This is a genomic window from Aeromonas sp. DSM 116730 (assembly GCF_046581335.1).
Lineage (GTDB): Bacteria > Pseudomonadota > Gammaproteobacteria > Enterobacterales > Aeromonadaceae > Aeromonas > Aeromonas rivipollensis.
In genome coordinates, this window is record NZ_CP144265.1 from 2,788,618 (window position 1) to 2,810,600 (window position 21,983).

General features: G+C 64.5%; 18 protein-coding genes and 2 tRNA genes. 16 read left to right on the forward strand and 4 right to left on the reverse strand.

Annotation, left to right across the window (positions count from 1 at the left end; all coding sequences use genetic code 11):
• Positions 1–152 precede the first annotated feature (152 nt).
• Positions 153–1,889 carry a C4-dicarboxylic acid transporter DauA gene (gene dauA / locus Aeroheme_RS12655; RefSeq protein ID WP_411165967.1) on the reverse strand — a complete coding sequence of 579 codons (1,737 nt, stop codon included), beginning with the start codon at positions 1,887–1,889 and terminating at the stop codon, positions 153–155.
• Between the two features lie 544 nt (positions 1,890–2,433).
• On the opposite strand from dauA, the gene Aeroheme_RS12660 reads away from it, so the two are divergent.
• From Aeroheme_RS12660 to Aeroheme_RS12730, 15 genes are all read left to right on the forward strand, one after another.
• A tRNA-Asn gene (locus tag Aeroheme_RS12660) sits at positions 2,434–2,509 on the forward strand.
• A gap of 2 nt (positions 2,510–2,511) precedes the next feature.
• A tRNA-Asn gene (locus Aeroheme_RS12665) sits at positions 2,512–2,587 on the forward strand.
• Between the two features lie 310 nt (positions 2,588–2,897).
• The gene (locus tag Aeroheme_RS12670) at positions 2,898–4,334 is read left to right on the forward strand and encodes a circularly permuted type 2 ATP-grasp protein (RefSeq protein ID WP_411165968.1); all 1,437 of its coding nucleotides are present in this window, start codon (positions 2,898–2,900) and stop codon (positions 4,332–4,334) included.
• Positions 4,328–5,254, forward strand: coding sequence for an alpha-E domain-containing protein (locus Aeroheme_RS12675; RefSeq protein ID WP_307764878.1), 927 nt, complete (start codon positions 4,328–4,330; stop codon positions 5,252–5,254). Before Aeroheme_RS12670 ends, Aeroheme_RS12675 begins: the two co-directional genes overlap by 7 nt.
• Entirely contained in the window at positions 5,251–6,051 is an 801-nt protein-coding gene (locus Aeroheme_RS12680; protein ID WP_411165969.1) for a transglutaminase family protein, read from the forward strand. The genes Aeroheme_RS12675 and Aeroheme_RS12680 overlap by 4 nt, the downstream gene beginning before the upstream one ends.
• 43 nt (positions 6,052–6,094) lie before the next feature.
• The gene (locus Aeroheme_RS12685; protein WP_411165970.1) at positions 6,095–6,796 is read left to right on the forward strand and encodes a peptidase; all 702 of its coding nucleotides are present in this window, start codon (positions 6,095–6,097) and stop codon (positions 6,794–6,796) included.
• 87 nt (positions 6,797–6,883) lie between these two features.
• Positions 6,884–7,369 (forward strand): YqhA family protein, encoded by a 486-nt coding sequence (locus Aeroheme_RS12690; protein WP_106887087.1) that lies wholly within the window; start codon positions 6,884–6,886, stop codon positions 7,367–7,369.
• A 122-nt stretch (positions 7,370–7,491) separates the two neighbouring features.
• The gene (locus Aeroheme_RS12695; protein WP_411165971.1) at positions 7,492–7,941 is read left to right on the forward strand and encodes a hypothetical protein; all 450 of its coding nucleotides are present in this window, start codon (positions 7,492–7,494) and stop codon (positions 7,939–7,941) included.
• Between the two features lie 4 nt (positions 7,942–7,945).
• Positions 7,946–10,960: a YncE family protein gene (locus Aeroheme_RS12700; protein ID WP_411165972.1), complete on the forward strand. Its 3,015-nt coding sequence runs from the start codon at positions 7,946–7,948 to the stop codon at positions 10,958–10,960.
• A complete protein-coding gene (locus Aeroheme_RS12705; protein ID WP_106887089.1) occupies positions 10,960–11,784 on the forward strand; it encodes an FTR1 family protein in 825 nt (274 codons plus the stop codon). The genes Aeroheme_RS12700 and Aeroheme_RS12705 overlap by 1 nt, the downstream gene beginning before the upstream one ends.
• A gap of 80 nt (positions 11,785–11,864) precedes the next feature.
• On the forward strand, positions 11,865–13,289 hold the full coding sequence (locus Aeroheme_RS12710; RefSeq protein WP_411165973.1) for an NAD(P)/FAD-dependent oxidoreductase: 1,425 nt from the start codon (positions 11,865–11,867) through the stop codon (positions 13,287–13,289).
• 169 nt (positions 13,290–13,458) lie between these two features.
• Entirely contained in the window at positions 13,459–14,031 is a 573-nt protein-coding gene (locus Aeroheme_RS12715; protein WP_411167243.1) for a hypothetical protein, read from the forward strand.
• 106 nt (positions 14,032–14,137) lie between these two features.
• Complete coding sequence (locus tag Aeroheme_RS12720) at positions 14,138–15,403, forward strand: hypothetical protein (protein WP_411165974.1); 1,266 nt, start codon at positions 14,138–14,140, stop codon at positions 15,401–15,403.
• 87 nt (positions 15,404–15,490) lie between these two features.
• On the forward strand, positions 15,491–17,137 hold the full coding sequence (locus Aeroheme_RS12725; protein ID WP_411165975.1) for a hypothetical protein: 1,647 nt from the start codon (positions 15,491–15,493) through the stop codon (positions 17,135–17,137).
• Positions 17,138–17,253: 116 nt separating this feature from the next.
• On the forward strand, positions 17,254–18,456 hold the full coding sequence (locus Aeroheme_RS12730; protein ID WP_411165976.1) for a Bcr/CflA family multidrug efflux MFS transporter: 1,203 nt from the start codon (positions 17,254–17,256) through the stop codon (positions 18,454–18,456).
• A gap of 82 nt (positions 18,457–18,538) precedes the next feature.
• On the opposite strand, the gene Aeroheme_RS12735 is transcribed toward Aeroheme_RS12730, so the two are convergent.
• From Aeroheme_RS12735 to Aeroheme_RS12745, 3 genes are all read right to left on the reverse strand, one after another.
• Positions 18,539–19,102: a pyridoxamine 5'-phosphate oxidase family protein gene (locus Aeroheme_RS12735; RefSeq protein WP_411165977.1), complete on the reverse strand. Its 564-nt coding sequence runs from the start codon at positions 19,100–19,102 to the stop codon at positions 18,539–18,541.
• Between the two features lie 29 nt (positions 19,103–19,131).
• Positions 19,132–20,559: a sodium:proton antiporter NhaD gene (gene nhaD / locus Aeroheme_RS12740; protein WP_411165978.1), complete on the reverse strand. Its 1,428-nt coding sequence runs from the start codon at positions 20,557–20,559 to the stop codon at positions 19,132–19,134.
• 121 nt (positions 20,560–20,680) lie between these two features.
• Entirely contained in the window at positions 20,681–21,154 is a 474-nt protein-coding gene (locus Aeroheme_RS12745; protein WP_025326602.1) for a DUF4357 domain-containing protein, read from the reverse strand.
• 152 nt (positions 21,155–21,306) lie between these two features.
• Between Aeroheme_RS12745 and Aeroheme_RS12750 the strand changes: the two genes are divergently transcribed.
• Complete coding sequence (locus Aeroheme_RS12750; RefSeq protein WP_289975189.1) at positions 21,307–21,981, forward strand: ABC transporter ATP-binding protein; 675 nt, start codon at positions 21,307–21,309, stop codon at positions 21,979–21,981.
• Positions 21,982–21,983: the final 2 nt, after the last annotated feature.

Sequence of the window (21,983 nt, forward strand, 5' to 3'; positions counted from 1 at the left end):
TCGCCACATGGTTCGTTGCGCTGCTGCGCTGGAACGGGGCGTAATGTAAGGGATAGGAGCAAGCCGGTCAATCTCATTTTTCATCTTTTGCTATCGTTTGCTCAATTTGCGAACCAACTGACCAAAAAGATGCCGTTTCCTATCCCTTTACGTCAATTTTCAACCGCTTCGTGCAAATGTTCCCCTCTGATAGCCTCCTCCAGCGAGCCGTAGAACTCCAGCTCACCCGGGACAGGACGCACCTTGGCCCGCGCCAGTGTCTTGAGGGGCTGGAACTGCAACTCGGCCACCTTCAGCTGGACGCCCGACTTGGCCATGCGCCTGGCAAATTGCTGGAAGGCAGAGAGCCCGCCGGCGTCCAGGATGGAGACGGCCTCCATCTGCAGGATCAGCGCCTTGTGCTCCCCCACCTGGGCCAGCAGCTCCTCGAAGACCCGCTCTGCGGCGGCAAAGAACAGGGGACCGTTGATCTTGTAGAGCAGGGTCTGTGCCGACACTTCGCTGGCATAACGGCCGTGCTCGGCCAGGTTGTGCAGTCGGGTCATCTTGGCGATTTCACGCATGAACAGCAGGGATGCCAGGATCACCCCGAAGGTGATGGCGATGACCATGTCGAAGATGACGGTGAGAGACAGGCAGACCAGCAGCACCAGCACATCCGAGCGGGGCGCCCTGCGCACCAGATCTACCACCTTGTGGGCCTCGCTCATGTTCCAGGCCACCAGCAGCAGCAGGGCGGCCATGGCGGAGAGCGGCAGCCAGGAGAGCCAGGGGGCCAGCACCAGTATGGCGGCCAGCACCACCAGCGCATGGACTATGCCTGAGATGGGCGAGGTGGCACCGGCCCGCACGTTGGCGGCGGAGCGGGCGATGGCGGCCGTCGCCGTAATGCCGCCGAAGAAGGGGGCGAGTATGTTGCCAAGCCCCTGCCCCACCAGCTCGCCGTTGGAGCTGTGCTTGCGCCCCGTCATGCCGTCCAGCACCACGGCGCAGAGCAGGGATTCGATGGCTCCCAGCATGGCCATGGAGAAGGCGGCGGGCAGCAGTCGCTCTATGGCCGCCAGATCCCAGACCACGGGGGCGCCGTCCGGCCCGGGCAGGGCCCAGGGCATCACCAGGGTCGGCGCTATGGGGGGTATCCCCATGCCCTGGGTGCCATCGGCCAGGGTATAGCTGAACTTGCTGCCTATGGTGGCCACGTCCACTCCCAGGGCGTGCAGGCCGACACCCAGGCCCACCCCCACCAGCACGGCCGGCAGGTGACCCGGCACCGGCAGCCGCAATCTGGGCCAGAGCAGCAGCACCGCCAGGGTGGCCACCCCCACCAGGGTATCACCCCACTGCCAGCTGGGCAGGGCATGGGCCAGCGCCTGCACCTTGCCGACATAGGTTTCCGGCATCTCGGGAACGTGCAGGCCGAAGAAGTCCTTGATCTGCAAGGTGGCGATCACGATGGCGATGCCGCCGGTGAAGCCCAGGGTCACCGAGGGCGGAATGTATTCGATGAGGCGACCGAGGCGCGCCATCCCCATGGCCACCAGGAAGAAGCCGGAGATGAGGGTTGCCATCAGCAGGCCCCCCACCCCGAATTGCTGGGCCACCGGATAGAGGATCACCACAAAGGCGGCGGTCGGCCCCGAGATGGAGAAGCGCGAGCCCCCCGTCACGGCAATCACGATGCCGGCGATGATGGCGGTGTAGAGGCCGTGCTGGGGCGGCACCCCGCTGGCGATGGCCAGCGCCATGGCGAGCGGAATGGCGATGATACCGACCGTGATGCCGGCGATGAGGTCGCGGCCGAAGCGCGCCACGCTATAGGGTTCATCGATGCAGGATTGGCGCAATGCGATAGCCAGCTTCACGCCTTGTAAGGAAGCTTGATTGTGCATGTCTAGGGTAATACCAGAAGAGGGAGACAAAGGCCGGAGTGAACCGGCACCCGATCATCATCAAGGGCCGGCAGAGCTGTCGACGCGGCGATGGTATCCAGAGCAACCATACCCGAGCCGGCCCGATAATTCGATGGGCAGGATCAAGAAATGGCCATTACCCCGCATTATTGTCATCGATAGCTCGCATATCGCCGATTTTCCCAGCCATCCCTTCATCTACCTGGTCATCGCGAACTTGCATCTTCCCCTCATTACCCGCCCATCACCTCAGAGGCGAGCCCATCGAGAGGCACATGCATCACCTCCCCCTCCATGATCGGCTTATCCATTGCCTCGCCCCCTCCAGGCCGGGGCGCGCCTTCACGGCCAGCTCAACCTTGGCCGCAGGCAGGGCATCTCAAGCTGCTGATTGTGCTGAAAATAGTCCACAGCGCCCAAGTTTTGGGCAAACGGGCCGAAAAGCCATTTTTCCGTGGAATGGCGGGTTGACACCCGTCCGGGGGATCATTAATATCCGCTCCGTCTCGACGAGACAGGCAATTCCTCCTTAGTTCAGTCGGTAGAACGGCGGACTGTTAATCCGTATGTCACTGGTTCAAGTCCAGTAGGAGGAGCCAATTCCCTCGTAGTTCAGTCGGTAGAACGGCGGACTGTTAATCCGTATGTCACAGGTTCAAGTCCTGTCGAGGGAGCCATCTTCTAAAGCCCAGCCTTTTGGCTGGGTTTTTTCGTTTCTACTGCCCCAGCACGGGGCAAGGCGAAGCAGCGCGGCCTTCCCTCCCTGTCCGCCTCTGCTCATCGCGCCTGGGGCGCTGCCACAAGATGACGCAGGACTACCCTCTCTGGGGTGCCAGTCTGGTGCAGCGTCCTTTCCCCCTTGATGACAACGCACTCATCTCTCTGATTTATCAGTATAAAATTACTGATATCGGCCTTCATAGCGACTCGATTGACTGGCACAGCCCTTGCAATTCCTGACCTCAGGGACGTCACAAGGAGTTGCCTATGCTACCCATTAAGCCGCCCGGACCCGGTTGCTACGACGAGATGTTGCTCGCCAACAACCAGTTTCGCGATCACTACCACGCCTATCTGGCGTGGCTGCACCAGACCGACGAGAAGAGCATAGAACGCAAGCGTGAGGAGGCCGATCTGCTGTTTCACCGGGTCGGCATCACCTTCAACGTCTATGGGGACGGGGACGGCGCCGAGCGTCTCATCCCGTTCGACAGCATTCCCCGCATCATCCCCGCCCAGGAGTGGCAGCATCTGGACAAGGGGATCCGCCAGCGCGTCACCGCCCTCAACGCCTTCCTGCACGACATCTATCACGATCAGCGCATCCTGAAGGCGGGGGTGATCCCGGCCGCCCAGATCCTCACCAATGCCCAGTACCAGCCCTGTATGCAGGGGGTCAACCTGCACCGTAACACCTATGTCCACATCACAGGGGTGGACATCATCCGCAACAGCGACGGTGACTACTACGTGCTGGAGGACAATCTGCGCACCCCCTCCGGGGTCTCCTACATGCTGGAGAACCGCAAGATGATGATGCGCCTCTTCCCGGAGCTGTTTCACAACCAACCTATAGCGCCGGTGGAGCGCTACCCGGCCCTGTTGCTGCAGACCCTGCGCGAGAGCAGCCCGGTGGACAACCCCTGCGTGGTGGTGATGACCCCGGGCCGTTTCAACAGCGCCTACTTCGAGCACAGCTTCCTCGCCCAGCAGATGGGGGTGGAGCTGGTGGAGAGCGCGGATCTGGTGGTCAAGGATGGTCAGGTGCTGATGCGCACCACCACAGGGCTGAAACGGGTGGATGTCATCTATCGCCGCATCGACGACGACTACCTGGATCCCCTCGCCTTCAACCCGGACTCCCTCATAGGCGTGCCGGGCCTGCTCTCTGTCTACCGCGCCGGCGGCGTGGTGCTGGCCAATGCCATCGGCACCGGGGTGGCCGATGACAAGTCCATCTACCCCTATGTGCCGGAGATGATCCGCTTCTACCTGGGGGAGGAGCCCATCCTCAACAACGTCCCCACCTGGCAGTGCCGGGAACCCGATGCCCTGGCCTATGTGCTGGCGCACCTGGAGGAGCTGGTGGTCAAGGAGGTCCATGGCGCCGGCGGCTACGGCATGCTGATCGGCCCCTGCGCCAGCCGCGAGGATCTGGCCCGTTTTCGCGAGCTGCTCAAGGCTAGGCCCGACAACTACATAGCCCAGCCCACCCTCTCCCTGTCTACTTGCCCCACCTTCGTCGAGGCGGGCATAGCCCCCCGCCACATCGACCTGCGTCCCTTCGTGCTCACCGGTCAGGAGCTGCGCCTGGTGCCGGGCGGCCTGACCCGGGTCGCCCTGACCGAAGGCTCCCTGGTGGTGAACTCCTCCCAGGGCGGCGGCACCAAGGACACCTGGGTCATGGAGAGCAACCCATGCTGAGCCGCACCGCAAGCGAACTCTACTGGATGTCCCGCCACCTGGAGCGGGCGGAGAACACGGCGCGCATGCTGGACGTGACCCAGACCATGTCGCTGATGCCCTCCATCGACGCCGATCACAGCGAGCTGCTGGCCCCCCTCACCATCAGCGGCACCCACGAACCTTTCCTGGCGCGCTACGGCCAGGTGAACATGGAGAACCTGCTGCAATTTTTCTGCTTCGACGAGGAGAACCCGAGCAGCATCTTCAGTTGCCTGCGCATGGCCAGGGACAATGCCCACGGGGTGCGCGGCAAGATCCCGGGAGAGGTGTGGGAGAGCATCAACGCCGCCTGGATAGAGATCCGCAGGCGCCGCAAGGGGGGGCTATCCAGCGGCCAGGCACAGGAGTTCTTCGACTGGATCAAGGAGCGATCCCACCAGTTCCGTGGCGCCACCTACGGCACCATGATGCGGGGGGACGTGCTCTGGTTCCTGCGCCTTGGCACCTTCATCGAGCGGGCCGACAACACGGCGCGCATCCTCACCGTCAAGTATCAGGTGATCCGGGAGGACGAGGACAGCGTGCGCGAATTCTACCGCTGGAACGCCCTGCTGCGTTCGGTGGGGGCCTACGAGGCGCACCAGACCCTCTACAAGACCCTCTCCCACGCCTCCATCGCCGAGCTGCTGATCCTGCGCAACGAGGTGCCGCGCTCCCTGCGCGCCTGCCTCGACGAGATGGAGCACATCCTGGCCCAGATCGAAGGCAACGCCGGCCAAGCGCCGCGCCGCCTCACCACCATACTCAACGCCCATCTGACCTATGGCGCCATCGAGGATGTGTTCGCCCTCGGCATGCAGGCGTACCTGAGGGACTTTCTCAGCGACATCGGCGCCATCGGCCAGAGCATCCACGCCGCCTACCTGGAGGTATTATGAGACTCATCATCGATCACCAGACCCGCTACCACTATGCCGACGTGGTACGCCGCAGCACCCAGTACCTGCGCCTGACCCCCCACAGCACGGCCCGCCAGCAGATCCTCTCCTGGCAGCTGGAGCTGCCGGGGGAGGCCACCTGCACCACGGACGGTTACGGCAACATACTGCACGTGCTGAGCCTGGAGCCCCCCCACGAAGGGATATTGATCCGCGCCCGTGGCGAGGTGGAGATCCGCGACGATGCCCAGGAGGACGAAGAGCACTCCCTCATCTCTCCCCTGAGCTACCTGAGGCCCACCACCCTCACCTGCCCAAGCGAGGCCCTGCGCGCCCTGGCGCAGGAGTGCCTGCCCTCCGAGCCGACCCAGGCCGACCTGCAGGGCCTGATGTCGCGCATCCTGGCGCTCATGCCCTATCAGCCGGGCAGCACGGACGCCACCTTCAGCGCCGACGAAGCCCTCGCCTCGGGCAGCGGCGTCTGTCAGGACCACACCCATGTCTTCCTGGCCTGCTGCCGCCACGCCGGTCTGCCGGCCAGGTACGTGAGCGGTTACCTCTACAGCCAGGACAGCAGCCACGTGGCGATGCACGCCTGGGCCGAGGTGTGGATTGAGGCGCGCTGGCACACCTTCGATGTGACCAACCTCACCTGCTCCGCCAACGAGCACCTCAAGCTCGCGGTCGGCATGGATTACCTGGATGCCTGCCCGGTGCGCGGGGTGCGCTACGGCGGCGGCTGCGAGCAGTTGCAGAGCCAGGCACGGGTCACCCGCCTGGATGGGCAGCAGCAATGAGGGCCCAGGGAGTGCTGGCGGGAGTGCTGGCGGGAGCGCGGCCATGACCTATTGCGTCGCCATGTGCCTGCAAGATGGCATCGTCTTCGCCTCAGACTCGCGCACCAATGCGGGGGTGGACCATATCGCCACCTTCCGCAAGCTGCACCTCTTCACCCAGGAGGACAGGGTGATAGTGCTGCAAAGCGCCGGCAACCTGGCCACCACCCAGAGTGTCATCAGCCTGCTGGCGGAGGGGCAGGAGCTTCTTGCCCTTCCCAGCCTGTACGAGGTCGCGGCCCTCATAGGCCAGACCATACGCACCGTCATCAGCCGGGATGGGGGCCAGCAGCAGGGGCATGTCAACTTCGGCTGCAACATACTGCTGGGGGGCCAGATCCGGGGGGAGCGCCACCGCCTGTTCCACATCTATCCGGAGGGCAACTTCATCGAGGCGGGCCCGGATACCCCCTACTTCCAGATTGGTGAGAGCAAGTACGGCAAGCCCATCATAGATCGCATCATCCACCATGAGACGCCGCTCCAGACCGCCCTGCAGTGCGCCCTCATCTCCATCGACTCGACCCTGCGCAGCAACCTCTCGGTGGGCCTGCCCCTGGATGCGCTCGTCTATTCCGAAGGGAGCTTCTCGGCGGCACAGCTGCACCGCATCACAGAGCAGAACCCCCACTTCCAGGCCCTACGCAAGGCCTGGGGCGAGGGGTTGCAACGGCTGTTTCGAGATCTGCCCCCCTTCCCCCTCTGAACGGGCGAGGGAGCGCCATGGCGCTTTCCCGCCCCCCTCTTTCCAGATATTCTGGCTGCCATTCGCTTCCCTCTCGATGGAGTCCCCATGCGCCGCTTCAACTTCATGCTCAACGGCAGCCGGCTGATGATGTTCCCCTTCTATGTTTGCATCCTGGTGTGCGTCGCCCTCTTGATGGTGAAGTTCGCCATGCAGCTCTATGTGCTGTGCCGCGACATCATCGAGATCGACTATCTGGATCTCATCACAGGGGTGCTCACCCTGGTGGACTTCGTGCTGGTGGCCCAGATGCTGATCCTGGTGGCCATCTGCGGTTATGTGCAGTTCATCAAGACCCCGGAGCAGCGGGCGGCCCTAGGGGATAACTGGCTCAGCAAGATCAACTTCGCCTCCCTCAAGCTTATCGTCATCAACTCCCTGGTGACCATAGCCGGGATCGAAGTGCTCAAGGCCTTCCTGGAAGATGGCACCGGCAACGAGATAGAGATGAAGTGGTCTGTCATCGTCTTCCTCGCCTTCTCCACCGCCGCCCTCATCTACGCCATCACGGAGCGGCTGGCTGATCACAAGTGACCCGGCCCTGATTTCATTCAGGATCTATTCATCAGTGGCCGAATTGATAACTCTTTTCATTACCCTTACCCCATTGTAAACTTGCTCGCCCCGGGCCGAACCGCCCGGGTGCTGGAGCACCTATGACAAGCCTTTCCCTCTCACCGCGACACCTCTGGCAATGGCTGGCCTATCACCATCAGGCCGCCGAGGGCTCCCTCTACCTGATGTTCTTCTCCGGCCTGCTGCTGTGGGAACCCCTGACCCCGGTCTGGTCCCTGGCACGCTGGAACCTGTTTCTCCATGTGATGCTCTCCCTCTCCCTGTTTCCCCTGTTGTTTGGCGCCTTCTGGCTCTCCCATCGCAGCCTGCTGAACAAGAGCCGCAAACCCTTTCTGCGCACCACTGGCCGCATCATCGAAGGCCTGCTGCTGGTCTGTCTGGCGAGCGGCCTGTTGCTGGTGCTGCACGGCACCCCGGGGGACGGCCTGGGCAACCTCGCCAGCTGGGCCCACTGGCTGAGCGCGCTAGCGTTGACGCCCCTGGTGCTGCGCCACGCCTGGCGCTGGACCATCTTGAAATGGCGCACATGATCTTATGTTGAAGTTGTTGTTATCCCTGATGTTTGCCGCCCTGCTGCTGGGCAGCCCCCTTGCCAGCGCCCAGGAGATGGGCACGGCCATGGTAGCCTATGACGAGGGCGACGCCCCGCGCCTGCTGGTAGCCAACCAGGGCGCGGGCTCCGTCACCCTGCTCGAACGGGGCAGCGGCAAGGGAATAAAAGAGGTGCAACTGGGGGGGGATCTGCGCCAGCTGGCCCGCGCCGATGACGGCACCCTGCTGGTCACCGACTACAGCGGCGATCGCCTGCTGCTGCTGGACGAAGATCTCGACCTGGAGAGGGCTATCCCCACCGGCCATAGACCCTATGGGGTCATCTTCGATCCCAAGCGGCAGTGGTTCTGGGTCACGCTGTTCGAATCGGCTCGCCTGCAGGCCTACGACAGCTCGGGCAAGCTCCTGCTGGATGTGACCGTTGCCGAGACACCCCGCGGACTGGCATTGACCGACGACGATCGCCTGCTGCTCACCCACGCCATGACGGGCCAGCTTGCCATCTATGATCTCGCCAAACTGGGCAGCGGGCTCACGGGCGCCACCTTGCCCAAGCCACGCCTGATCACCCTGGCCGAGACCCACAGCGCGCCCCCTACTGGAAAAGCGAGCGACTCCCAGGGGCTGCCGCGTCTGCTGGACGGCATCGCCCTCTCCCCCGATGGCAGCGAAGCCTGGCTGCCTCATGTGCTGTGGAGTTTCGACCACCCCTTCCAGTTTCAGAGCACCGTCTTCCCGGCCGTCTCCATCATAGATCTCGATGAGGAGCAAGAACGGGTGGATGAAAGAAAGCAGCTCTTCTTGCAGATCAATCTGCCAAGCGTCGGCAACCGCAGCCAGATCGTCTCCAACCCCTTCGCCGCGCGCTTCGCCGCCGATGGCAAGCGGGTCTACCTGACCCTGGCGGGCTCGGAAGATCTGCTGGTGTTTGACCTCTCTCGCAGCGGCAAATCCAACAACAACCGGCACAGACGCAAGAAGTTCCAGGGGGGCGCCAAGGCGACCCAGCTGCTGCGTCACCTGCCGGGCCAGAATCCGCGGGACTTGCTGATCGACGGCGACCACATTCTGGTGCACAACGTCATGGGGCAGGATCTTACCCGCCTCAACACCGGCGGCAGCGGCCCCTTCGCCCGGGTCACTGTCGATGTGCCCCACTTCGCCAAGCTGGTGGAGACGGATCCCCGCCCCGACCCCCTCAAGCGCGGCGAGCGGCTGTTCCACCTGGGCAACACCGCCGCCAATGTCCGCTTCCCCATGGCCGGGGACAACTGGATGAGCTGCAACTCCTGCCATCTGGACGGATTCAACTTCACCAACCGCCATCTGATGGCGGCCCATCGCCAGAAGAGCGGCGACAACGCCATCAACGGCCACGCCAACCTCGCCAACATGGTGGCGGGGGACTTCGTCGGCGAATACCTGCGCATGACCCAGCAGACCCAGGGCGGCATGGGCCACGACGGTCGCGATGGGGCCGAGCCGGTCGATCCCGCCAAGCCCCAGCCCGAGGTGAAGGCCATGATGGAGGATCTGCACGCCTTCGTCACCGCCGATGGCAACCTCCCCTATCTCGCCAACTGGCTGCGGCTCGATGCCCCGCGCCCTGACCTTGACAATCAGCCCGCCAAGGCGCCGACCACCCACCCCAAGGAGTGGCTCAACTCCGCCTCCTGCCAGAACTGCCACCAGGCGGCGTTCAAGGACTGGAGCGAGAGCAACCACAGGCTGATGGGCAACTCCCACCCCTACTACAAGGTGGTGCAGGCCCTGGCCCGCGAAACCGAGGGGGAAGCCTTCGGTCAGTGGTGCCAGGGCTGCCACATGCCCCAGCAGGTGCTGAACGGCCAGACGGAGCTGCCCAAGGGCTCCCACATGTTCGAGCAGGGGGGCGCCTCGCTCATTGCCGCCCACAAGGCAGGCGAGCCCGTGGTGGAGGAAGGGACAGGCTGCGTGCTCTGCCATCGCATCACAAGGCTCGAAGATGCCGGCGGCAACAGCGCCTTCACGGTGAACCTCAAAGACCGCGAGAGCTATGTGTTCGAGGATGCCCCGGGGGGCAGCGCCCGCCACTGGCTGGCAGAGCGGCAGATCAATGCCCGTCCAGCGGCCCACAAAGCCTCCTATCAGAAGGATTTCTACCAGGATGCGGCCCTGTGCAAGTCATGCCACAACGAGTTTGCCCCGGGCAGCGGCGCCAATATCGTCAACACCTGGGACGAGTGGGAGAACTCCAGCTTCGCCAAGGCGGAGGATCCCGCCAAGCGGCGCAGCTGCATCGACTGCCATATGAACCCCGAGCCGGGCAACGGCGGCGCCCCTGTGGCGGGCCAGTCCACCGAAAACGGCACAATGAAGGCGCGCCTCTATCGCCACAACTTTACCGGCGCCCAGCACCAGCTGGTGGGGTTACGAAATCCAGACCTTGAGCAGGAGAGCCTGGCGCTCTTGCGATCCAGCGCTACCCTTTCGGCCCGCATCGAACAGGCTGCCGATGGGCAGCAACTGGTGGTGCGGGTCGCCAACACAGGCGCGGGCCACGCCCTGCCCACCGGAGTGGCCGATTTCCGCGAACTCTGGCTGGAGCTGACCCTCACAGACGCCAGCGGCAACATAGTGCTCACCAGCGGCCAGCCGGTGGAGGGCGCCGTGCCTGAGGATGCGCGCTTGTTCCGCAAAATATTTGGCGATGCCGACGGCAAGCCGGTGGGGCTCAAGTTCTGGCGCTACGCCAAACTGCTGGAAGACACCCGCATCCCGGCCGATGGCTGGCGCGATGAAGCCTGGCCGCTACCCGCAGATGCCCAAGGGCCCTTCCAGGCCGATATCAGACTCAATTTCCGCACCTACCCCAAGTGGGTCAGTGATGCGGTGCGCGCCGCCGAGCCGAACCTGCCGGCGCCACCCATAGTGCTACTCGCTCGGCTACAACTTAATCGGCTGCAACTGACCCTGCAGCCCCTCCCCATCACGCCCGATACGGAGCCTCAATCCTGATGTTTGCAAGTTTTCTCATTACCCTGCGCGAGGGGCTGGAAGCCTTCCTGCTGGTGGGCATCTGCCTCTCCTACCTCGCCAAGCTGGGGGCGAGCCGCTACAACAAGTTCATCTATCTGGGGGTGGGGCTGGGCCTTGTCGCCTCCCTCGTGGTCGCCTTCCTGTTCCAGGTGGTGGTGAGCCAGTTCGAGAGCGAGCGCTACAACCATTTGCTGATGGCGGGGATACTGATCTTCGCCACCCTGGTGCTCACCTATATGGCAATCTGGATGCAAAAGCAGGCCAAGTCCCAGGTGGGGGCCATGACGGCGCGCATCGATGCCGCCATCGACGGCGGCAACCTCTTTGGTCTGGTGCTGCTCGCCTTCCTCGCCGTGATGCGGGAAGGTTTTGAAACCGTGCTCTTCTTCTCGGCCCTGGTCTATTCCGGGCAAGGGGTGGATCTGCACGAGGGACTGATGGGGGCGCTGGCGGGGCTGCTGGTCTCTGTGGTGCTGGTGTGGGGGCTGCTGCGCTCCACCCGCAAGGTGGCGCTGGCCCCCTTCTTCCGCTGGACCGGCCTGCTGATCATCATCATAGCCGCGGGGCTGCTGTCGTCCGCCGTCAACATGTTGCAGGCGGCGGACGTCATCACCTTCTGGACCACGCCCGTGTTCAACATCAGCCACATCCTCGACGATCAAGGGGTCTTCGGCACCTTCCTGCGCGCCCTCTTTGGCTACAATGCCTCACCGGCCGGCTTGCAGTTGCTGACCTGGGCCACCTATCTGGCCATCTTCGTCACCCTCTGGCATCGCAGCTATCGCCCTCGGGTGCAGGGATAAACCAGCCCCAGTTGCAACCCCATTCGGGAGCCGCGCCTTGACGCGGTTCCCTTATCTATCAAGCAGTTTCGGAAAACGTCATGAGCGATAACAACAAGAAGAACATTGCGGTGCTGGGTGCCGGCCCCGCCGGTTTGATGGCTGCCTGGCGCCTGCGCCGCGCCGGTTTTGCAGTCACCCTGTTCGAGCAGGAGCCGGTGGTCGGCGGCATGTGCGCCACCCAGACCTTCAAGGGACGCGATGGGGAGTATCGCTTCGACTACGGCGGCCACCGCTTTATCACCAAGAACCCCGAGCTGCTCGCCTTTATCGACGAACTGATGGGGGACGACCTGCTCCACGCCGAGCGCAAGAGCGTCATCCGCTTCGGCGGGCGCACCTATGACTACCCCTTGAACCTCACCAACCTGCTGAGGACTGCCCCCCTAACCCTGATGGCGGGCGCGGTGAAGGATCTGCTGCTGTTGCCCTTTGCCAAGAAGCCGGACGATTTCGCCAAGGCGAGCTTTGCCGAGTGGATCCAGAGCCACTTCGGCCGCACCCTCTACCGCCAGTTCTTCGAGGGTTACACCGGCAAGCTGTGGGGCATCAACCCGGACAAACTCTCCGCCGACTGGGCCGGTCAGCGCATCAGTCTCATCGATTTGAAAGACGTGGCGCGCCGCCTGCTACCAAGACGCAAGGGCAACCTCTCGGTACGCACCTATGCCCGCAAATACCGTTATCCAAAGTATGGTTTCGGCCAGATCTTCACCACCCTGGGGGAGCGGCTGGTAGCAGAAGGCGTGACGGTCAAGACAGGCGCCACCATCAGCCGCCTCGAGCAGGTCGATGGCCGCATTGAGCGGGTCTATTGGCAACAAGAGGGTATTGAGCAGAGCGAGCACTTTGATCAGGTGATCTCCACCCTGCCGCTGCCGCTCACCTGCCAGCATCTGGGCTTGCCGTGCGATCTGCACTACCGGTCCTTGCGCTTCGTCAACATGCCGCTTAAACAGGAGAACCTGTCGGACAACACCTGGCAGTACCTCTCCGACCCCCATATTCTGGCGACCCGCCTGCAGGAGCCGCGCCGCCGCAGCCCCTTTATGGCGCCACAGGGCCAGACATCTGTGATGCTGGAGATCCCCTGCAACCCGGGGGATGCCACCTGGCAGGCACCGCTGGCCGAGCTGCGGGGCCGGGTCACCGCCGATCTCGCGAGCCTAGGCGTTGATACCGCCAAACTTGGCGACGAGACCTTCGAGGCGCGAAGCGAGTACGCCTATCCGCTGATGGATCTTGGCTATCAGGCCCGCCGCAACGCGGCCATTCAGGCGCTGATGCCTATAGCCAACCTCATCATGACAGGTCGTCAGGGGACGTTTCGCTACATCTTCACCGACACCGCCATGGAGATGGGGATGATGGCTGCGGACATGGTGATCGACGGGGTAGACAGACGACATGCCATCTTCAATCATCGCAACGAAAATACCGTGATCGAGACCCAGAGCGTGGCGTAGCAACAGGAACAACCCCCTCCCGGCCTCCCTCTTCGAAAGGGGGAGGTGCTTTACCGACGTTGTCAGCAACGCGATTTGCTCCCTCCCCTGACAAGGTGAGGGTCGGGGTGGGGTCCAACGAATCAGGACTGGCGCCATGCCGTCAGGACAAATCAACAAGGAGAACAGGATGACCATACGCCACGGCTTGATCGCCCTTGCCCTACTGACGGGCCCGCTGCTGACCCTGAGCGGCCAGGTGCAGGCTTACTCCTACGCCGCCGCCGGCAAGGAGCCGCTGATCGACGCCCGCGAGGCGCTGCTTGGCGCCGCCAGTGACGGCAAGGATGCCAGCGCCACCTTGAGCGAGATTGCGGACGAGCTGACCTATCTGGAAGAGCACCACAAGGTGACACTGCAAGCGCCCCTGGCCGCCGCCATCAAGGGGAAAGATGCCGCTGCCACAGCCGCCCTGCTCAACCGCGCCTACAAGGCGGAGATAGAGCGCCGCCTCGAGGGGGCCAGCCAGAACCTCGGCGACTACCAGACCGCCAAGGTGCTGGTGGTCAAGAGCAAGCGCTTCCTCGATCTGATCCTCCCCTCCCTCGGTGAAGGGGATCGCAAGGCCGCCGAACAGGCGCTGGCAAAGGTGCTGGACGCCATCGGCAACCCTGGGGTATTCGGGGTGGGGGCCAAGCCTGCCGATGCTGCCGCCTTCGCAGACGCCGAAAAAGCGCTGATGGCCGTGCTGGCGCCGCTTTGATGACATTTCATCGATGATGACGGCCCCCCTAATCCCCGGCCCTTCTCCCGCAAGGGGAGAAGGGGGGCGTCACCACGGCCGATTACGCTTCGCTAATCGACCCTACTTGCTGATCCTTCTGCAACTGGTCTGGACGGGCTGGTTATTTACCTTCCCGGTGGCCCTCGATTCCGACGACGCCCTGAACTTCTCCCACGGGGTGGTGCGCTTCAGCGTGCTGGAGTTCTCCCCCCACTTTCCGGGCTACCCCGCCTTTATTTGGCTGGCGCGGCTGATCAATCTGGTAGTGGACGATCCCGCCGCTGCGGTGCAGTGGGCGAGCCTCCTGGGCACAGCGCTGATAGCGCCGCTCGCCGCCTTGCTGGCGGTGAGATTGTGGCAACGACCAAGCCTGCTCGCCCCCGTCTGGCTGCTGGTGTTGGCCCTGCCGCTCACCCCGACGCTGGCACTCTCCGGCCTCTCGGACGGGCCGGCGCTCTCCGCCTGGCTCGGGGCGCTGCTGGCCTTGCAGCATCGCAGGATAGCGCTGACAGGCCTCATGGTTGGATTGCTGCTGGCCCTGCGCCCCTCCTATTTTGTGCTGGCCCTGCTGCCGCTCTGGCTCGGGATAGAGCACAAGGGTGAGCGGCGCAAATTTCTGCTGCCCATCGCTTTGGTAGGGCTGATAAGTCTGATCTTTGTCTGGCAGGCCGATGGCTGGGCCTATTTTGGCGAGGGGCGGCGCTTTACCGACGGCCACTTCACCCTCTGGGGCAACACGGCGGCGGCCCACGGCGACCGGCTGCTGAGCTGGGCCCGCACCTTCAACGCTCAGCTCACCCCACTCTGGCCCCTGCCGATGGGAGCCCTGTTGGTGCTGCCGATTTGGCAAGGAGTGCAGCGCCAATCTCAGGCCCTCTCCCCGCTCTGGACCCTCTACTGGCTCGCCCTGCTGCTCTGGACCCTGTTTGGCCAGAACCCGGACAATCCCCGCCATCTGGCCCCCGTCACCCTGCTCGGCATAGTGCTGCTAGCGGGCAGGCTGCCCCTATGGGGCGAGCGACCAGCCATGCTGGGGGCCCTGTTGCTGCTGATGAGCACTCTCACCCCGCCTGCCGCGCCGCCCGCCATGGTGCAGGCCGCCCGACTGGCCGAACGGACCTGCCCGGCCCTGGTGACCCAGTGGGGGGTACGGCTGCTTAGGGAAACCACAACCCTGCCCGTCACCGATGGCTGGTACCAGGGGGATGCGGCCCTTGCGCTCACCCAGGGGGCCTGCCGCCTCAGCCGCCGCCCCATAGCGCAGAGCGAGATGCCGCTCCCCCACCAGGCGCACTGGTTTGCCCCCCGCTTTGGCGCCGAACCCGGCCTCTGGCTCGCCATACCGCGCTGACAGGTGCGGGGCTCTGGCCCAAACGCGTCGCTGCGCCAGCTGACTCGTCTACACTCACTGCGCATGGGCGTGGCAGGGAGAGGATGCATGAAGGGAGGCAAGGAGTGGGCACTGGTGCCCCTGGTTCTGGCGCTGGCCAGCGCGCTCCTGGTGTTGCCAATCTGGCTGCAGGGGGGCACTCAGGGGCACGATCTGTTCCACCACCTGCTCTCAGGCCACTATTTTGCCCGCCAGCTGTGGCAAGGGGAGCTCTATCCCCGCTGGCTGATGGCCATGAATGGCGGCTTTGGCAGCCCCACCTTCTTCTTCTATCCCCCGCTCCCCTACTATGTCAGCGCCCTCTTTGCCGGCCCGGCTGCCCCCGCCCAGCAGGCCATCTATCCCCTGCTCGGCAGCGCCACCCTGGCGCTGCTGCTCTCGGGCGCGTTCGCCTATCTGTGGCTGCGCGCCACCACGCCCCCTGGCCGGGCCCTGGCGGTCAGCCTGCTCTACCTGATCCTGCCCTATCACCTGGCCATGGATCTCTATGCCCGCTTCGCCCTGGCGGAGTTCTGGGCCTTCGCCTGGGCGCCGCTCATCCTGCTTGGCCAGGATCTCGCCCATCGCGGCCTGCGCCAGGGCCTGCCCCTGCTGATCCTGGGCCTGGCGCTGCTGGCCTTCTCCCACCTGCCCAGCCTGTTGCTGATGATGGGTCTGGTCAGCGTGCGCGCCCTCTGGTTCGCCTGGCGATCCCGCACCCTGGCGCCCTGCTGGATAGCCCTGGGGGCCCAGGGGCTGGGACTTTGCATGGCGGCGGCCCTGCTGCTGCCCGCCCTGGCGGATCAGGGGGCCATCTCCATGGAGCTGATGCGCGGCGGCATGTTCGACTTTAGGCGCAACTTCCTCGACCGCCTGCCCTCGGGCTGGGGAGACTGGCGCTTTCGCGGCCACCTGGCGTGGCAGAGCCTGCTGACCCTGGCCTTGCTGCTCATCGCCTGGGCCGCCGCCCGCGAGCCGCGCCACCCCGAGCTCCTGTGCTGGGGGGCGCTCGGGGTGGGGGCCTTCCTGATGATGCTGCCCCTGAGCCAGCCCCTCTGGAGCCTGCTGCCCCCCCTGCAACGGGTGCAGTTTCCCTGGCGGCTCAATCTCATCCTCACCCTGGCCACGGTTGCCGTGGTGGCGCTCGGCACCCCCACTCACCGCCCCTGGCAGTGGCTCTGGTGGGGAACACTCCTGCTGACCCTGATCACCACCCTCGCCTACGTCCGTCACGCCCCCCTCACCCAGGCCCCCACCCGGGAGGCCATGGCCCTGGAGTTCGACAGCAAGCGCAGCGCCCGGGAGTACAGGCCAAGAATGGTGCCGGGGGGCATGTTCGCCCCGACCCTGCTCGCCTGGAAGGATGAGTTCCAGCCCCCGGTGAGCGCCGAGCCCCCGGGCGCCAGCTGGACAGTGCACCGCTGGCAGCCCAGGGCCCTGACCCTGGCGGTGACGGCGGCCGTGCCGACCCGGCTGGTCCTGCACCAGTATGATTACCCCGGCTGGCAGGCCTGGCTCGACGAGCGCCTGATGCTGACGGTGGGCGCCAATCCCCAGGGCCTGATGCAGCTCTGGGTGCCGGCGGGCAGCCACAGCCTCACCCTCAGGCTGACGGCGCGCTGGCCCGAGCGGGCAGGCAATGCCCTCTCCTTGCTCGGGTGGCTGGGCTGGCTGCTGCTTCTGTGCCACCACAGGGCGAGGCGTCCGGGGCGCTGATCCCGCCGCAGATCTGACCTCAAGGGCCGGGGCAGGATAGACCTGCTCAAGCCTGCCAAAGCTGATAGACTCAACACTCGCCCCTTTTCCCGGCCCTGCCACGACTCGGATACCCTATGCCTCAAGCCACGCCCCTCTCTCCCCGCTTCCTGTTCATCCTGCTCGGCGCCCTGGCGGGCCTGACCCCGCTCGCGGTGGACATGTACCTGCCCGCCATTCCGGCCATAGCCCGGGATCTGGCCACCAGCATAGACGGGGCCCAGCTCACCATCAGCGCCTTCCTCGGCGGCTTCGCCATCGGTCAGCTGTTCTACGGGCCGCTCGCCGACAGCTTCGGCCGCAAGCCGGTGATCCTGGCGGGACTGACCATGTTCGCCGTGGCCTCGGTGGGCTGCGCCATGGCCGACTCCCTGCCGGAACTGCTGGCCTGGCGTATGCTGCAGGCCGCAGGGGGCGCGGCGGGATCCGTGGTGGTCAATGCCCTGCTGCGAGATCTGTTCGAGAAGGATGCGTTTTCGCGGGCCATGTCTTTCGTCATCCTGGTGATGACGCTGGCCCCCCTGGTGGCCCCGGTGGTGGGCGGCTACATCAGCGCCCACAGCGATTGGCGGGTGATCTTCTGGCTGCTGGTGGGGGTGAGCCTGCTCATCTGCGTGGTGATGCAGTGGAAGATCCAGGAGACCCTCAAACCCGAACACAGGCAGCCCCTCAAGCTTGGCCAGGTGCTGCGCAACTACTGGGGCGTGCTCTCCCACCGCGGCGCCATGGGCTATGTGCTGTGCGGCGCCCTGTCGAGCTCCGGCATGTTCGCCTTCCTGAGCGCCTCCCCTTATGTCTATATCGAGTATTTCAAGGTACCGACCGAGCACTACGGCTGGCTCTTTGGCCTCAACATCCTGCTGATGATGGTGGTCACCTTCGTCAACAGCCGTCTGGTGAAGGGGGTGGGCGCCGAGCGCATGCTGCAATACGGCCTGACTGTGCTGCCGCTGGCCGGGGCCCTGCTCATCTATAACGCCTGTAGCCAGACCGGGGGCCTCTGGGGCATCGTCATCCCCGTGGTGCTCTTCGTCGGGCACATCAGCCTGGTGGGGGCCAACGCCATGACGGGCCTGATGGGCCACTTCCCCCAGTCGGCGGGCACCGCCTCGGCGCTCGCGGGCACACTGCGCTTTGGCATAGGCGCCGTGGTGGGCATTTTGGTCAACCTCAATCCCCCCGAGTCGCCGCTGCCCATGGCCATCGCCATCGCCGCCTGTGGCCTGGGCTCGGCGCTCAGCTACTGGCTGCTCACCGGCAAGCGTGCCAGGGCGGTCTGACGATCCCTTCGGCTCACCGCTATGCCGACACGAAAAAGCCCTGTCCACCGGACAGGGCTTTTTGCATCAGGGACGCGGCTCCTCAGGCGTCTGCCGGCAAGCCGCTGCGGGCCAGGATCTCGCTCTCCACGCCATCCAGGCTCAGCTGATTCTTCTTGCGCCAGTAGGCTTCGATACCCTCCTTGCCCTGGCGGGCCGACCAGTTGGCGAGATCCTCCCTGTCCCCCTGGTAGTCAAACAGGGGCACCGACATGCCGCAGGAGGTCTGGACCCGTTCAATGTCGAGCAGGAAGATCTGGCGGGCCGCCACGCTGGCCGGGAAGCGCGCCAGGGCCGTCTCCCAGCCCGGATCGCCCCGGTGCAGCACCCGCGCCTGACCATAGGCCCGCAGTATCATGGGCGCCCCCTCGAAGGCGCAGAACATCACCGTCATGCGCGGGTTCTGCAACACATGGGCCGCCGACTCGTTACCGCTGCCGGTCAGGTTGAGCCAGGCCAGGGTATGGGCATCGAGAATGCGCAACGAATCCCCGCCCTTGGGGGAGAGGTTGACCGTGCCCTCCGCCGCCGTGCCGACAAAATAGATCTTCTGCGCCGCGATAAAGGCCAGATGGCGCGGCGAGAGCGCCTCGAACAGTTGTCCCATAGTCCCTTCCCTTGCAATCTTCATGGTGCTCAGAACAGGGCGCTGTTGAGCCACAGATGCGCCCCTATGCTGACCATATAGCCAAGCAAAATGGCAGGCAACCACTTGAGATGGCCAACGAAGGTATACATGCCCCTGGCCTGCCCCATCAGGGCCACACCGGCGGCGGAGCCGATGGAGAGCAGGCTGCCCCCCACCCCCGTGGTCAGGGTCACCAGCAGCCACTGCCCGGTCGACATCTGCGGCTCCATCGACAACACGGCGAACATCACCGGAATGTTGTCGATGACGGAGGAGAGCAGGCCTATGACCACATTGGCCTGGGTCGGATCCCCCTGATAGAGGAGCTGGGACGCCAGCGCCAGATACCCCATGAAGCTGAGCCCGCCGACGCACATCACCACCCCGTAGAAGAAGAGCAGGGTGTCCCACTCCGCCTTGGCAATCTTGTTGAACACGTCGAACGGCACTATGGAGCCGAGGCGCAGCAGCCGCGCCTCGTCACCGGTGCGCTCATAGAGGGCGCGCTCTCGCGCCAGGACACCAGGCTGGGTCTTGCGCAGGTAGAAGCCGAAAAATTGCAGATAGCCCAGCCCCGTCATCATGCCGAGAACAGGGGGCAGTTGCAGGAAGTGATGGCAGGCGACGGCCGTCCCTATGGTGAGGAGGAAGAGCAGCACTATGGTGGCTGCCCCGCGCCTGAGCGTCACCTCCTCGTCCAGCACCCTGGGGGCATGGCGCGGCACCATCAGGCTCATCAAAAGGGCCGGGATCAGGAAGTTGAGCAGGGCGGGGATGAAGAGCGCAAAGAACTGGCCGAAGGGCACCTTGCCCGCCTGCCATACCATCAGGGTGGTGATGTCGCCAAAGGGGCTGAAGGCGCCGCCGGCATTGGCCGCCACTACGATGTTGATGCAGGCCAGGTTGATGAAGCGGCGATCCTCGTTGGCCACATTGAGCACCACTGTGCACATCAGGAGCGCAGTGGTGAGGTTGTCCACCACGGGGGAGATGAAGAAAGCCAGGAACCCGGTGAGCCAGAACAGGGTGCGCAGGCTGAGCCCGGCCCGCACCAGGCGGGCGCGCAGGGCGGCAAACAGCAGCCTGTCCTCCATGGCGTTGATGTAGGTCATGGCCACCAGCAGGAACAGCATCAACTCCCCGTATTCCAGCAGGTTTTGCCTAAACCCCTCGTGGGCCAGCGGGCTCAGCCCCGCGTCCGCATAGACGACGCCAATGGCTATCCAGATGATGCCGGCGGCGATCAGCACCGGCTTGGATTTTCGCAGCTTCAGGTACTCTTCGGCCATCACCAGGAGGTAGGCGAGCACGAAGATGACGAGGGCAAAGAGGCCGACGCCGCTGTGGGTCAGGGCTAGGGGGCCGCCCTCGGCCAGGGCGGGGCCACAGAACAGGCAGAGCCCGGACAAGGGGGCAAGGCGTGAGGATCCAGACATGAGTGCGCGTCTCTTGAGAACTGTCTGGCATTGAGGCTAGCAGCGGACAGGGAAGTCACCCTCATCCCTATCCTGATGATCGAGCCACCCGCCTCGGCCGGGCGGCGTGGCTCAGGGGGCATCAGGGGGATTTTTTGCCGAAACCGGATTGCTTGAGGGTGTAGCCTGCACTGTTTTGCCAGGCATCCAGCCCGCTTCTGTTGTTACCCGCTACCAGACTAGCGGCCAGGCTCGGGCTGTTGAACAGCTGATCGGCGCTAAACACGAAGCCCCCCTCGGCTCGGGGCACAAGCACCCCCTTGGCCAGCAGCTCCTGGCGCAGCTCGATCACCGCCTCGCGCAAGGAGGCGGCATCCTCGCCGTTGGCGGTGGAACCCGCCTGCACCATGAAGCCGGGGTTCTGCCGCTTGCCCACCGGATAGCCATGGGCCTCGGCCCCCTTGCCATTGAAGTGGTAGAGCTCGCGCTCGCCAGGCTTGTTGTCGGAGAGCGCCTTTTGCAGGGTCATCAGCTCGTTGTAGATATCGATGGGGACCACGGCAGCCTGCTTGGCCCCCTTGCTGTCGACGATAAAACTGACTTGCTTGTGTAACATCCTTGCTCATCCTGTGACCCATGGAAGCCCCTATTCTAACCACCTCTGGTGAGCGGGATCCAGCAAGGATCCTCATCCCTTTTGCAGGCGCGATCACTAACTGGCATAGTGACTGACATTGTGAAAGCCATTGACCATCAACCGGTTATCCCATGCTGAATCTGCGCAACCTCGGTAAACACTTCGCCAACGGCGGTGAGACGCTCCCCCTGTTTGCCGGGCTGGATCTCAAGCTCAACCCCGGCGAAACCTGTCTGCTGCTGGGGCAGAGCGGCTGTGGCAAGTCCACCCTGCTCAACCTCATCGCCGGTCTCATCCCCCCGGATGAGGGGGAGATCTGGCTGGGAGAGACCCGGCTCGACACCCAGTCTCCGGACGAGCGGGCCCGCCTGCGCGGCCGGCATTTTGGCATCGTCTATCAGGACTTCAACCTGCTGCCGACCCTCACAGTGCTGGAGAATCTCTGCCTGCCCCTGGAGATAAACCACCTGCCCCGCGACATGGCGCGCCTCGATGCCCTGCTCGAACGTCTGGGAATGAGCCACAAACGCCACGCCTGGCCGGAGCAGCTCTCCGGCGGCCAGCGCCAGCGGGTGGCCCTGGCCCGGGCCCTGGTTCACCAGCCGAAGTGGCTGCTCGCTGACGAGCCCACCGGCAGCCTCGATGAGCACAACGCCGAGCAGGTGATGGGGCTGATGATGGCGGCGGTGCGGGACACGGGCGCAGGGCTCTTGCTGGTGAGCCACAACCCCGGCTATGGCGCCCTGGCAGACAGGGTGCTGCGCCTGGAAGGGGGGCAGTTGCTCGAGGCCAGACCCCATGAGTGACG